Origin of the sequence: Flavivirga rizhaonensis (genome assembly GCF_004791695.1) — a bacterium.
GTDB classification, from domain to species: Bacteria; Bacteroidota; Bacteroidia; order Flavobacteriales; family Flavobacteriaceae; genus Flavivirga; species Flavivirga rizhaonensis.
The window spans coordinates 19,349-33,149 of sequence record NZ_SRSO01000012.1; the positions used below are offsets into that span (position 1 = coordinate 19,349).

The 13,801-nt window shown below is 30.7% G+C and carries 12 protein-coding genes and 2 tRNA genes; all 14 read right to left on the bottom strand.

Features of this window, described 5'->3' with window-relative positions; genetic code table 11:
- Positions 1-133: 133 nt before the first annotated feature.
- A tRNA-Tyr gene (locus EM932_RS10155) sits at positions 134-215 on the bottom strand.
- A gap of 252 nt (positions 216-467) precedes the next feature.
- A tRNA-Thr gene (locus EM932_RS10160) sits at positions 468-541 on the bottom strand.
- Positions 542-641: 100 nt separating this feature from the next.
- Entirely contained in the window at positions 642-944 is a 303-nt protein-coding gene (gene hpf, locus EM932_RS10165; protein ID WP_135877079.1) for a ribosome hibernation-promoting factor, HPF/YfiA family, read from the bottom strand.
- Between the two features lie 34 nt (positions 945-978).
- A complete protein-coding gene (locus EM932_RS10170) occupies positions 979-1,869 on the bottom strand; it encodes a tyrosine-type recombinase/integrase (protein ID WP_135877080.1) in 891 nt (296 codons plus the stop codon).
- 170 nt (positions 1,870-2,039) lie between these two features.
- Positions 2,040-2,234: a 30S ribosomal protein S21 gene (gene rpsU, locus EM932_RS10175; RefSeq protein ID WP_135877081.1), complete on the bottom strand. Its 195-nt coding sequence runs from the start codon at positions 2,232-2,234 to the stop codon at positions 2,040-2,042.
- 323 nt (positions 2,235-2,557) lie between these two features.
- Complete coding sequence (locus EM932_RS10180; RefSeq protein ID WP_135877082.1) at positions 2,558-3,727, bottom strand: acyl-CoA dehydrogenase family protein; 1,170 nt, start codon at positions 3,725-3,727, stop codon at positions 2,558-2,560.
- A 106-nt stretch (positions 3,728-3,833) separates the two neighbouring features.
- Entirely contained in the window at positions 3,834-4,742 is a 909-nt protein-coding gene (locus tag EM932_RS10185) for a ComEA family DNA-binding protein (RefSeq protein WP_135877083.1), read from the bottom strand.
- A 16-nt stretch (positions 4,743-4,758) separates the two neighbouring features.
- Entirely contained in the window at positions 4,759-6,348 is a 1,590-nt protein-coding gene (locus EM932_RS10190) for an alanine/glycine:cation symporter family protein (RefSeq protein WP_135877084.1), read from the bottom strand.
- 114 nt (positions 6,349-6,462) lie between these two features.
- Entirely contained in the window at positions 6,463-7,485 is a 1,023-nt protein-coding gene (locus EM932_RS10195) for a potassium channel family protein (protein ID WP_135877085.1), read from the bottom strand.
- 16 nt (positions 7,486-7,501) lie between these two features.
- Positions 7,502-7,729: a PspC domain-containing protein gene (locus EM932_RS10200; protein ID WP_135877086.1), complete on the bottom strand. Its 228-nt coding sequence runs from the start codon at positions 7,727-7,729 to the stop codon at positions 7,502-7,504.
- A gap of 112 nt (positions 7,730-7,841) precedes the next feature.
- Positions 7,842-9,113, bottom strand: coding sequence for a DUF2851 family protein (locus EM932_RS10205; protein ID WP_135877087.1), 1,272 nt, complete (start codon positions 9,111-9,113; stop codon positions 7,842-7,844).
- 101 nt (positions 9,114-9,214) lie between these two features.
- Positions 9,215-10,954 carry a PAS domain-containing sensor histidine kinase gene (locus tag EM932_RS10210; RefSeq protein WP_135877088.1) on the bottom strand — a complete coding sequence of 580 codons (1,740 nt, stop codon included), beginning with the start codon at positions 10,952-10,954 and terminating at the stop codon, positions 9,215-9,217.
- Positions 10,948-12,075: an FIST signal transduction protein gene (locus EM932_RS10215; RefSeq protein ID WP_135877089.1), complete on the bottom strand. Its 1,128-nt coding sequence runs from the start codon at positions 12,073-12,075 to the stop codon at positions 10,948-10,950. The genes EM932_RS10210 and EM932_RS10215 overlap by 7 nt, the downstream gene beginning before the upstream one ends.
- Before the next feature lie 195 nt (positions 12,076-12,270).
- A complete protein-coding gene (locus EM932_RS10220) occupies positions 12,271-13,629 on the bottom strand; it encodes a pyridoxal-phosphate dependent enzyme (protein WP_135877090.1) in 1,359 nt (452 codons plus the stop codon).
- Positions 13,630-13,801 lie beyond the last annotated feature (172 nt).

Sequence of the window (13,801 nt, forward strand, 5' to 3'; positions counted from 1 at the left end):
CCTAAGCGTGACGACATTCAACTTGGAAGGCTGAAGCACCAACTATCTAAGCGGCTCTCATAATTATTTACATCTCAAAGTTTAAAATTCATTTTTTCGACCACCAAAATTCCTATCGGTTATTCAAAAAAAGTGGGGAGAGCAGGATTCGAACCTGCGAAGACGTAGTCAGCAGATTTACAGTCTGCCCTCGTTGGCCGCTTGAGTATCTCCCCAATTAAACTTATTTCACTTTTTAAAGAACTTTCTCAAAACAATTGTTGTTTCCCATTTTGAGATTCCTAATTTTAATAGAAATTCAAAGACGCCGAAGAGGGACTCCCTTCGACAAACTTTGTTTGCTACTTTCAAAACAAAACATGTTTTGCTTTTCAGAAATGCTCAGGATAAACTTCTCGTCCCAATTAGCTTTTATTTTAAAAATAAAACTTAGGCTAATCACCTAATGCACTTTTCAAAATTTCAAGAGCCGATGGAGGGACTCGAACCCACGACCTGCTGATTACAAATCAGCTGCTCTAGCCAGCTGAGCTACATCGGCTTTTTTATACTTTTTACGCATAAAAAAAGCCCGCTATTTCTAACGGACTGCAAATGTATAGATTTATTTTTTTAATCAAAACATTTTTTAAGAATTTTTACTATAAATGTGATCTTAATTTCTCTTTTCTCTTTTTTAGCTGTCTTTCTAACGATGATACAGCAACATCTGCTCCTTCTTCAAAACTTTTACACTGCTTCTTCACTACAAAACTATCTCCAGGAACACTTACCCTTGCTTCAAAAATTTTATTTTCTTTTTCGCTTGTGTTTTCTACTTTTAAATAAACATCAGATTTAATAACTTTATCATAAAACATATCTAATTTATCCATTCGCTTTTGAATAAAATCTATTAACTTTTGGTCAGCATTAAAATTGACTGATTGGGTGTTTACTTTCATCCTTCTATTTTTTGGTTAATAATCTTTTACTATACTATTTTTTACTTCTAGGATGTGCATCTATGTGCACTTTTTTTAATTCAGCTATACTATTATGTGTGTAAACTTGAGTAGCAGCTAAACTTGAATGTCCTAAAAGCTCTTTAACAGCATTTAAATCAGCACCTTGGTTTAACAAATGTGTAGCAAAAGAATGACGCAAAATATGCGGACTCTTTTTCACCTTTGTTGATGCCTCACTAAAATACTCATTTATTATTCTGTAAACAAGTGTTTCATATATTTTAAATCCCTTTTTCGTTAAAAACAAGCTATCTACATCTGTAACACTCTGTAATTCAGATCTTGAAATCAAATACTTACTCAAAGTTTTAACGACTGAATCTAATAACGGGACAATTCGTTCTTTATTTCTCTTTCCTAGAACCTTTAACGTTTTATTATCAAGATCTATACTTGCCAGGCTCAATTCAACTAATTCTATTCTTCTAATTCCTGTTGAATAGAAAAGTTCTATAATTAATTTGTTGCGAATACTTTCGAAATCGTCATCAAAATTCAAGTCATCTAAAACTGTTGTTATTTCTAATTCTGAAAACGGTACTTGAATTTTTTTACTTGTTTTTAAGGCCCTATGCTTTGATAATGGATTCAAGTTTATATCTTCAGTTTTTAAAAGAAACTTATAGTAGGTATTTAGTGCGGATATTTTTCTATTAATACTTCTATTTGACATTCCTTTTTCTACCATATTAACTATCCAACTTCTTATCTGTGAATAATTCACATCCTTTATTATATCTGAGTCATATTCTTCTTTTATAAATTCTGAAAATGTTTCTAAGTCTTTTTGGTATGCATTGACTGTTAATGCAGAATACTTTTTCTCTAGTAACAAATAGTCAATGAATGGTTTTAACTGCATCTTTAAGATTCCTTATATATAGATAAAAGTACGAAGTTTTTATTGTTATTTAAATTGAGAGCAAAAAAAATCCCGCTTAAAGCGGGATTCTAATATTATATGTAAAAATTATTTCCTAATGTGTGGAAATTACATCTAAAAACAAACTCGATGACATCGAAAATTTCTTTTTAAACTTCTTCTGCATCTCTTAATCCTTGGATGTACTGAGCTTTTTGAATCTGTGCTCTACGTACTACTGAAGGCTTATTAAATTGCTTACGTGTTTGTAATTGACGTTTAGTTCCAGTTTTATCAAACTTTCTCTTAAAACGCTTTAGCGCTCTATCTATATTTTCTCCTTCTTTAATAGGTATTATTAACATAGTGTCTTAACCTCCTCTCTTTTAAATTTTCAGGCTGCAAATATATATACTATTTTGGAATTACAAAATTATGATTTACGATTTTTTTAATACATAATAAAACACATATAATAAATCGTAAATTTAAAATAGTATTTGTCCTAATTTAGGCAGCTAACTTGTTACCGGCTTGTACTCTTTCTTATCTATTACTATTTTGGCGATAATCTTTTATAATTTTCGCCAAAACACTAATAAACTAACTTGTTACTGGCTTGTACTCTTTCTTATCTATTACTATTTTGGCGATAATCTTTTATGATTTTCGCCAAAACACTAATAAACTAAATTGTTACCGGCTTGTACTCTTTCTTGTCTATTACTATTTTGGCGATAATCTCACGAAGGATTTCAGAAGTACCTCCTCCTATTGGGCCTAGTCTACTATCTCGTAAAAGTCTTGCCATTGGGTATTCTTCCATATAACCATAACCTCCTAAAAACTGAAGACATTGATAGATAACATCGTCTGCCATTTTTGTTGACTTTAATTTAGACATCGATGCTTCTTTAACGACATACTCACCCTTATTTAACCTATAAGTAACTGAATAATTAAATTCTTTACATATTTCCATTTCGGTATATAGGTCTGAAATATTATGTCTTAGTGCTTGGAATTCATCAATCGATTTACCAAAGGCTTGACGGTCTGACATATATTGTAATGCATATTCCAGTGCATATTCAGCACGTGCGTGTGCATTAACTCCCATAACCAAACGTTCTAAAGAAAAATGCTGCAGTATATAGGCAAACCCTTTATTTTCCTCTCCCATTAAATTAGTCTCTGGTATTTTAACATTATCAAATGCTATCTCTCCTGTATCTGATGCTCTCCAACCTAACTTATCTAATTTGGTTGCTGATACGCCGTCAGCTTCTCTATCTATTACGAATATACTAACCCCTTTATTACCTAGCTCTGGGTTTGTTTTTGCAGCGACTACTAAATAATCACTATATACGCCATTTGTAATAAATGTTTTAGAGCCATTAATAATATAATGATCGCCTTCTTTAACTGCTGTGGTACGCATTCCTGCCACATCACTACCACCAAAAGGCTCTGTAATACATAGGCATCCTATTTTATCTCCTGTAATACTTGGTACTAAATATTTTTGCTTAATGGCTTCATTACCTTCTGCATTTAAATGCGTCATTGCCAAATAAACATGTGCCCAAATTGCAGCTGCAAAACCACCTGAATTTATTTTTTGAAGTTCTTCAAGAAGTATCACTGTATAGAATAAATCTAAATTCAGCCCTCCATAAGCTTCAGGATAGTTAATACCAAAAAAGCCCATATCTCCAAACTTTTTCCAAATAAATCTATCTATAGTTCCTGTTTTTTCCCATTTTTCAATATTAGGAACCACTTCTTTATTTAGAAAGTCTTGAAGGCTTTTTCTAAAAAGATTATGCTCTTCTGTGAAGTACATACTATTCATCTATTAAATTTTATTATTCTTTATTGGTTAGGTGCAATTTATAATTAACTTTTTCTGTATTGTAGTTGATTTCAAGTTAATACCCATTACATAAACGCTATTTTTTTTAATCGAGGGACAAATATAATTTAATTATATCGATTTTATTTACTGGAAAGTCTTTTACTTTTTTTAATTCATCTAGAGATTTATATCCTTCTATTAATTGACGTTGCTCAATTATATTATGTGCCAAATCATAGTCTATATGCTGAACAGTTACCAAATTATCTAGAGTTGCCGTATTTATATTTAATTTTTTAATTTTCCTTGGCATCTTTACTGTAAAATGGTTTGTTATTCTTTCTATGATTTCTGGGGTTAGTCCATACACATCCTGAAGTTGCACATCATCTATGAAGCCTCCAACAAATTTATTTCTAAACCTTATAATACGTTCTGAAAAAGTGACTCCTATACCATTAACTTTTTGCAGCTGTTGCGCCGTTGCTTTGTTCAAGTCTTGTTTTTGGGCAAAGGTTTTTGGTTTATTGTTAAAGTTGCCACCACGCCATCTGGCCTGTTCGCTAAAATCATCCACTGGATAATTTTTAAACGCTCCGTCCGGGTTAGATACCCATTCTGGAAATTTAAAATATGGTGTGATTTGATTTAAAAGTGAGTCGGATATTTTTGTAACTTCCTGAAATTGCTTCGTTGAATTAATCCAATTATTCTGTTTCCTAAAAGCTAGCAGCCTATCTATTTCTTTATTAGACATTCCTAACGATGCTCCTTTAAAATCTGTTATATAATTAGGGTTGAAAGGATATATCTTAGGTTTACTTTCTTCAAGTTTAACTATTCTAAGTGAATCCATTTCTTTATTAAATTGAACTAGGGTTTCTTTATCAACCGAAATACCTTCAGATGAAAAGTCTACAAAAAAGTAAATACATTGCAACCCAATTATGAGTATTATTAATAAAAAAATCCCATTTCGTTGTTCTTTAGAAAACATGAAATGGGACTTCATAATTTATAGTTTTTATTTAATTACGACCAGGTTTAATAGCTTTTAAATACTTTGAAAGTTCTTCTCTAACTTTAGGAAATAAAATAAAGCACCCTATTATATTCGGCACAGCCATTGCAAAAATCATAGCGTCGGAAAAATCTGTTACAGCACCAAGACTTACCGCAGAACCAATTATAATAAATAAACAAAATAAGATTTTATATGAATAATCTGAAGCTTTAGACCTTCCAAATAAGAACATCCAGGATTGTAACCCATAATAAGACCATGATAACATGGTTGACAATGCAAACAACACAACTGCTAAAGTTAAAACATATGGAAACCAAGGAATAACAGAAGCAAAAGCTTTTGATGTTGCTAACACACCATCTGGTGCTTTTACGCCATACTCCATGATACTTCCATCTCCATTTGTTATAATGATTACCAAAGCCGTCATTGTACAAACCACAACAGTATCAATAAATGGTTCTAATAAAGCGACCAACCCTTCAGATGCAGGATATTTAGTTTTCACTGCAGAGTGAGCTATTGCTGCTGATCCCACACCTGCTTCATTAGAGAAAGCTGCTCTTTGAAAACCTATAATTAAGACACCTAAAACGCCTCCTGTAATTCCTTTTGCATTAAAAGCACCATCAAATATTTGCCCGAATGCAGAACCTATTAAATTAAAATTAGCCGCTAAAATAACTATAGCAGCAATGAAATAAATTCCAACCATGAAAGGCACAATTTTTTCAGTAATGCTTCCTATTCTCTTTATTCCTCCAATAATAACTATGGCAACTATTATAGCCATAACAATTCCAAAAATAACACCTGCTGCAGTTGAGTTAGCTCCAATCATTGTATTAAACTGTTGTGCTGCCTGATTTGCCTGAAACATATTCCCGCCACCAAAAGAACCGCCTATACACATGATTGCAAATAAAACGGCTAATACTTTTCCTAAACCTCCTTTACCAACATCTGCAAGACCTTTTTTAAGGTAATACATCGGACCACCAAAAACAGTACCATCTTCACCTATATCTCTATATTTTACTCCAAGTGTACACTCTACAAATTTTGAAGACATTCCTAATAAACCAGCTAATATCATCCAGAAAGTAGCTCCAGGACCTCCTAAAGAAATTGCAATAGCAACTCCTGCTATATTACCTAAGCCTACTGTTCCTGATAATGCCGCAGTCAGCGCCTGAAAATGTGAAACCTCTCCATCTTTTCCCTCAATAGCAATGGTATCAACTATATCTCCATCAACTACATTTACCATTGATTTTGGTTCAACTTCATGATGATCAATATCATCATATTTACCTCTAACGATATTTATTGAAACTGGAAATAGTCTAATATTTACAACTTTAAATAGTATTGTAAAAAGTAATCCTGCCAATAAAAGCATAATAATTACTATAGGCATACCTACTTCTTCAGTAAATTGAACTGGATAAAAAACAATTGAACCCCATGCATCTGATATTGGTTTAAAAGCTTCATTGAATCTTTCATCAATACCTTTTTCGGCAGTCTCTTGTGCAAATATTATAAATGGTAGTATTAAAGTAAATATTGAAAGAAGATATTTCTTCATAGGATATGGATATGTTGAATTAATTAATTTTATTGAAAAATTCTTATTAAAAGCTAGCAAGATGCTAAAAAAAAATGATTTTTTAAAACAATGGTTGTTAAAATCAAGGATTCACTAATTTATATTGTACTCAGAATTGAGGGCATCTATCTGTTCTGGTCGTCCCAAAACAATAAGTCTTGAATTTAATGCTAATTCCAGTTCTGCCTCTGGGTTCACCAAATATTCACCATTTTCATCTTTATAACCAATAACGGTACAACCTGTTTTTTTACGAAGATCTAAATCTTTTATTGTTCTGGCTTCTTTCGAATTACTATAAAGCTTTTCAACTGCAACTTCTTCTATATTAATATTCGATTTACCAACAATTGACAGGTTATCAATAAACTCCATTAAACCAGGAACTACTACTAAAGATGCCATATGATCGCCTCCTATTTTATCAGGTAAGATAACATTATTAGCTCCTGCCAGTTTTAATTTATCGTATGAAGTCTCTAGAGAAGCTCTGCTTATAATATTAATAGATTTATTTAATTGTCTGGTTGAAAGCACGACAAATAAATTATCGGCATCATTGGGTAAAGCAGATATTAAACAAGACGCTCTATCTATTCCTGCTTGAATAAGCGTTTCATCTTCATTAGCATTACCTATAACATAAGAAACATTATCTATTTGTAAACGTTCTTCCACTTCTTTATCCTTTTCTATAACTACAAATTCTTTTTTATAGGCTAAAAGTTTTCTAGCTGCCTGCTTACCGTTTCTGCCGTAACCGCAAATAACAATATGACCTTTAAAACTATCTATCTTTTTTTGCATCTTCTTATGTATTAATTCTTCTATATCATTTTTGCTTAAAATATACTCGGTAATTATTGAGAGTGCGTATCCTACAATAACGACACTTGCTAATATTAAAAATATAGTAAAAACTTTCGATTGATCGTCTAAAGGAACCACCTCACCAAAACCAACAGTGGTCATGGTAATAACAGTCATATAAAGCGAATCAATCCACGAATAATCGGATATCATTTTATAGCCAGTAATACCTATTAATAAAATAACTACTAATAGAAATACCGCTGTATATATTTTGGTTCTAAAAAATTTTATAAGTGGATTCATAGAAATACCTATCTGATTATAAATCAAAAACCGATGTTCGCTTGGTATAAACCAAATCTTTAATTTTTATCCAAAAAGCTAAGAATAAATATAAGGCAAAACCAAAACCAACAGTTACAAATGTTAAGTACATGAATGTTGTTCTGACTACTTTAGCTCTAATACCAAATCTATCTGCTATACGCTGACAAACATAATAGCCATGCTTTTGAAAAAACAATAATGGTTTATAGATATAGTTCATGCCGCAATTTAAATATAAAATTTAATAAATTATATGTTTTAGATTCCCACTTTTGTAAGAATGACAAATTAATTAAAAACCTTGAAGAAAACTTCAATAAAGTAAGTTATTATTATTTAACGATTAGAGTATTACCAACTGCACATTGCAAACATTTATTTTTATTACAATATTCTGTTTTAAGCTGAATAAGCCCTTGCGAACTTAGTGCCGAATTTGATACTTTTTTTAAGTTATTAAACGCATCAATAATACTGTTTTTTTCTGAAGTAATTGAAGTAGCAACTTTTACGATATCCGAGTTATCGGCTTCTCCTTTTTGTTTTTCATAACAGAATTTAAGTGGTAGAACCGTATTGATTAGTAATAAATCTATAAATGGTTTAGTAAGACTTTTTTTAGATGATTTTGATTCTTTTTGAAAGGTGTAATGTGTTTCCCAAAACTTTGATGTTGACACTTTAAATAACTTATAAAAATTACTCAAATGATTGGTTTCTAAAATCTTTGAAAACAAATTTTGATGTTCATAATATAGACTTGCTAATTGAGATAATCTAATGGTTGGAAAATTTGATGGTCGTAGTCTAAAAAAGTGACAAGGTAATACGTGACTATTTTTTAGTTTAAACTTTTGTTTCAAAAATTTGTACTCTTTAACTAGTCCCAAATGATAACTATCTTCAATATGTTGGTCTAACAAACCAGACTGTCCAAACAATAATGCTTCTATAGTTTGTTGATTTGATTGTGATTTTCTTAGCACTGAAAAATCAATAGATTTTGCCAAACTAAAAAATGAATCTCCATTTACTTTAAGTCCAAAATTTTTAGCTAACATTTTAAACAAAACTGCCTCCCAATCATTTTTTGATTCTTTTAAAAGCTGCTCTATTGTTTTAGATTTTCTTTCTAAACGTTCTAAATACAAACGTTCTAACCAATTGTATAAAACAAAATCATCACTATTTGCAAAATCGCGTTCACAATTAATCCACTTATCTTCTTTATTAAATAGTTCTTCATAATTATTTAAAACATCTTTGCTAACAAAATCTTTTAATTCTAAGGTTGGTATTGCTGTATGATTTTTTCTAAAAATATCTGTGTCGTGTTCCCAAACTACATGTAAAATAACATTGTCATATGCTTTGTCTTGTTCGTGATGATGTAAAAACCAATCGGATGATTTTACATGAATCTCTACATTACCTGCCCAAAGCTGTTCATCAATAGTGAGTTGTGCATTAAAAAAATCCGGTCCAGAATTTAAATTATGTTGTCCTATAGTATTAATTACAACACCTTCTCCAGTTGTTGTTTTGAGTTGATCTATTTGAATTTTTTTATATTTCCAGATGTAATGTAAAAAATCTTCTTGCATGCAACTAAAGTAGAACTGTTGTACGTAAATTCCAAATTATAATAAGAAATTAAATACATATTGATTTAAATTTTTTAATAAAAGGTATTATACAGCAGTAATTAAATGGCTTTTTTATTATAAGACTTACTATATGATTTTAGTAATTTGTACAATTCTTCGGGGTTAAAAGGTTTCCCCATAAACCCATTCATTTTATACTGCTGAGTTTTCTTTTTAACATCAGTTTGTGCGAAAGCAGTTAAAGCTATTATAGGAATGTTTGCTTTACTTTTATCTTCTGATTTTCTAATAATTTTTGCTGCTTGATACCCATTTGTTTTTGGCATTTGCAGGTCCATAAGTATTAAATCGTAATCATGTTTATTAAATAATTCCAATACTTCTTCTCCATTTTCTGCTATGGTAAATGTAACCCCCCATTTATTAAAAAAACGTCTAAGAATCAGCACATTCATTTTATTATCTTCGGCAACTAAAACATTTATATCAATAGGTTCATAGCTAGGTTGCATTTTAATCATATCTGGTTCATAAACACTAAGCCTATTGCTTATTTTATAAGTAATCTCGAACGAAAATGTTGAGCCTTTACCAAGTTCGCTTTCAACCTTTAAATCACTTTCCTGGAGGTTTAATAATTTTTTACTTATTGACAGGCCTAAACCTGTACCTCCATATTTTATAGATGTTTCAGAGTTTGCCTGCATAAAACTTTCAAAAATAGATTCTTGTCTACTTTTTGATATGCCTATTCCTGTATCTGTAACTTTAAAAATAAGTGTTACTTTATTTTCTTTTACACCCAAATTATTAACACTAAGATTAATGCATCCATTTTCGGTAAACTTTAAAGAATTACTTAATAAATTTTTAATTATTTGAGTCAATTTTAATTTGTCTCCTATAATATTATCTGGTACATCATTTTCTTTAATAACATTGAAAATCAAGCCTTTTTTCTCTGTTCTTAACCCGAAATGAGATTTTATACTTTCTAAAAAATAATTTAAACTAAAATCCTTCTCTATAAGTTTTAGTTTACCAGATTTTATTTTGTCAAAATCTAATAAATCATTTATTAATCCTAATAAATGCTCTCCCGAATACTTTAATGCTTTTAGGTTTTCTAATTGATCTGGGAGGTAATCTTCCATAAGTAAAATATTAGTTAATCCAGTAACAGCGTTTAGAGGTGTTCTAATTTCATGAGACATTGTAGATAAAAATTCATCTTTAGATTTACTTGCTCTCTGTAATTCTATTTCTGTCTCTTTTAAGTTTGTCACATCTATAATAGTTCCTATAAAACCAGTTGAGACTCCTTGACGGTCTTTAATGAGTTTTGATTTTACTTCAAACCACATTATTTCACCGTTCCTTTCATTTTTAAATATGAACTTAATATGTTCTTTTTCTATTGAAAACAGATCATCAAATCGTTTAAAACCTTCTATGTTTTCACCATGTAAAAAGGTTCTAAAACTTTTCCCTACAGCATTATCGATAGGAATTCCAGAATATTCTGCCCAAGCGTTATTTAAAAAGGTAAAATTTCCATCAAGATCAGTTTCAAAAAGAACACCGCCTATATTATCTACAATGTGTCCTAATTTTTTATTGATATTATCTCTTTCCTTTGTTAATCTTTGATTAGCCACAAATAATTCTCTAGAGCTTTCTTCAAGAATATTTTCAATATGTTTTACATCCTTGTCAAAACTTTTATAAGCATCATTAACCATATTAAAAAACCGAATAAACTCTGGATTCTTAGATGTGTCTAATCCTGTTTTTTTAAGCTGACGTTTTAATAGTCTATGATAGTTTTTATTTAGCATTCTGAAAGTGTTGTAATAGTCATCGTTTGATTATGCAATTCACAAGGTGAAAACTCTCCAAAAGGAGCAATTTCTCCGTATGAATAAAAACCTGTTATCCTAGGCTTTTTTCCTATTATATCTCTTACTGCTTCAACTTCTTCTTCTACCATTTGTTTTAAAACCAAACGGCGACCTACACAGCTAATAAGAATAGCTAATTCAGATTTTTCTTCTTGTTCTTTATTAGCTCCGATTGCGGAATCTGCGGCTCCATCAATTAATCTATCAATATTTGCTTTCATTAAACGAACATAGGATCCTTCCGGGATGTTTCCTGCAAATGTTAAACTTTGGTCTTCTTCATTTATTGCTAAAATAGTTCTAACTACAGGTGTAGAATCTTCATCTAACCTCATACTTAAAGGGAATAACAACCCAGAACTTGGCAAATTATTAGCTTGTTCTCCTAGAAAAGATTTATATAATTCTAATGCTGGTAAACCATCTAATTCATAAAGAATATTTTTATTTGATTTAGTAACCAATCGTTCTATACCAAAACTATCCCATCCTCCTTTTGAGCTAAAGCCTACTTTTAAATGTTCTCCATAAAAACCTAAAGCTATAATGGTTTTATCGACTATTTTATTATCGTTGATAACAAATGTTTTATTAAAATCAGATCCATCAGCAGCTAAACCTCCAGTTATACTAACATTCGGAATTTCTGATTTTAAGCCAGAAACTAAATCGGCTCCATTAACGTTAAGTCCATCACTTAAAACTAATACATGCTTCAAATCTTTATCATAAAGATCTTTTGCTAAGAATTGTCCTGACTTAAAACTGCAATCCATATCAATAATTTCTATTGATGATTTTTTACAGATAACCTTATCTAGTTTTATTGCTGTAAGAGATATTGTCTCATCTTTAACAGTAATATCCGAGATTTCTCCTGCTGTGGAACATCCTATAATAGTCGCTTCAGGGTACTTATTATTTATGAAATCCAGTACTTGCTTTTTAGAATTAAAATCTGGAGATACAAAAAGTAGAAATATATTAGCTTCAATATTTAAAACTGAAATATCTTCTAGCCAATTATCCTGTTGTAAGGATATTTGTTGAACGTTCATACCTGGTATTTATAGTTAGTAATTTGCGAAAATGCATTTCATCGTTAAATTAATACATTTTATCGAAAATATAACAAAATACGATATAAACAAAATTTTTTAAAGATTTTATTTACAGTTAGTTACATTAAAAACAAAAAATTATAGATGTAAAAACTCACTATTCTGTAAGTATAAAGCTATTTTTAGTATTAATTATAAAGCACTAATAATATCATACTTAGTAATGATTTGATACCCTCCATTATTAAGTTTCACCAATACAGCATTATTATCTCTATGAATTAATTTAGATATAGCTTCTATAGGAGTATTTTCACTTACTATAGGAAAGGGTCTATGCATGACTTCTTTAATCGGTAAATCAGAAATATCTTTGTTTTCAATATATTTACGTAACAAATCTGCTTCATCAACAGCTCCAACAAATCCTGATGAATCTTCAACTGGTATTTGGGAAATTTTATATGTCTTCATACGTTCAATCGCATGAGATACTAATTCTTCTGTTTTTACTGTTACCAGAGGTTTATCTAAATGATTATTAATAATATCTTGCGCACTCGTTAGCTTATCTTCAATAAACCCGCGATCCCGCATCCACTCATCATTAAACATTTTACCGACATAACGGCTTCCATGGTCATGAAACAAAACGACTACCACATCATCTTTCTTGAAATGACTTTTTAACTGAAGGAGCCCTTTTATGGCAGCTCCTGCTGAATTACCAAGAAACATACCTTCTTCTTTTGCTAATTTTTGTGTATAAATTGCTGCGTCTTTATCGGTTACTTTAGTGAAACCATCTATAACACTGAAATCGACATTTTTTGGTAAAATATCTTCTCCTATACCTTCGGTGATATAAGGGTAAATTTCATTTTCATCAAATATGCCCGTTTCATGATATTTTTTAAATACGGAACCATAAGTATCTACTCCCCAAATTTTTATATTAGGATTTTGTTCTTTTAAATAATTACCGACTCCTGATATGGTTCCTCCAGTTCCTACCCCTACGAGGAAATGTGTTACTTTACCTTCTGTTTGTTTCCATATTTCTGGACCTGTACTTTCGTAATGTGCTGCTGTATTACTGGGATTGTCATACTGATTTACATACCATGAATTTGGTGTTTCTTCTGCAAGTCGTTTTGATGTTGAATAATATGATTTTGGATCTTCTGGCTCTACGTTGGTTGGGCATACTACAACTTTGCTTCCTACCGCTCTTAAAATATCCATTTTTTCTTTACTCTGCTTGTCACTAATAACACAGATCATTTTATAACCTTTTACTATGGCTGCTAAGGCTAACCCCATTCCTGTATTACCAGATGTTCCTTCAATAATGGTTCCACCAGGTTTTAATCGTCCGTCTGCCTCAGCATCTTCAATCATTTTTACGGCCATTCTATCTTTAACAGAATTGCCTGGATTGAATGTTTCGTATTTTGCTAACACTAAGCATGGTAATCCTTCTACAAGTTTATTTAATTTTACTAGCGGTGTATTACCAATAGTGCCTAATATATTTTTAGCGTATTCCATAGTATAAATTTACTTTACAAATTTAAGTTAAAAAGTTAACTAACTTACGTACCCCTTTAGATTACCTGATAGAGGCTCATCTGTTTCGGTTTTATCTGAAACGAATCAACTAAATAAAAAATATAGAGAAATGTATTTATAACCTTAATATTATAAAACACTAAATGACTAG

Coding starts and splice junctions, on each gene's coding strand:
- hpf (WP_135877079.1), bottom strand. CDS start 944: ATGAAAGTAAACACCCAATCAGTCAATTTTAATGCTGACCAAAAGTTA.
- EM932_RS10200 (WP_135877086.1), bottom strand. CDS start 7,729: ATGAACTATATCTATAAACCATTATTGTTTTTTCAAAAGCATGGCTAT.
- EM932_RS10195 (WP_135877085.1), bottom strand. CDS start 7,485: ATGAATCCACTTATAAAATTTTTTAGAACCAAAATATATACAGCGGTA.
- EM932_RS10185 (WP_135877083.1), bottom strand. CDS start 4,742: ATGAAGTCCCATTTCATGTTTTCTAAAGAACAACGAAATGGGATTTTT.
- EM932_RS10190 (WP_135877084.1), bottom strand. CDS start 6,348: ATGAAGAAATATCTTCTTTCAATATTTACTTTAATACTACCATTTATA.
- EM932_RS10215 (WP_135877089.1), bottom strand. CDS start 12,075: ATGAACGTTCAACAAATATCCTTACAACAGGATAATTGGCTAGAAGAT.
- EM932_RS10210 (WP_135877088.1), bottom strand. CDS start 10,954: ATGCTAAATAAAAACTATCATAGACTATTAAAACGTCAGCTTAAAAAA.
- EM932_RS10220 (WP_135877090.1), bottom strand. CDS start 13,629: ATGGAATACGCTAAAAATATATTAGGCACTATTGGTAATACACCGCTA.
- EM932_RS10180 (WP_135877082.1), bottom strand. CDS start 3,727: ATGAATAGTATGTACTTCACAGAAGAGCATAATCTTTTTAGAAAAAGC.
- EM932_RS10205 (WP_135877087.1), bottom strand. CDS start 9,113: ATGCAAGAAGATTTTTTACATTACATCTGGAAATATAAAAAAATTCAA.
- EM932_RS10170 (WP_135877080.1), bottom strand. CDS start 1,869: ATGCAGTTAAAACCATTCATTGACTATTTGTTACTAGAGAAAAAGTAT.
- rpsU (WP_135877081.1), bottom strand. CDS start 2,234: ATGTTAATAATACCTATTAAAGAAGGAGAAAATATAGATAGAGCGCTA.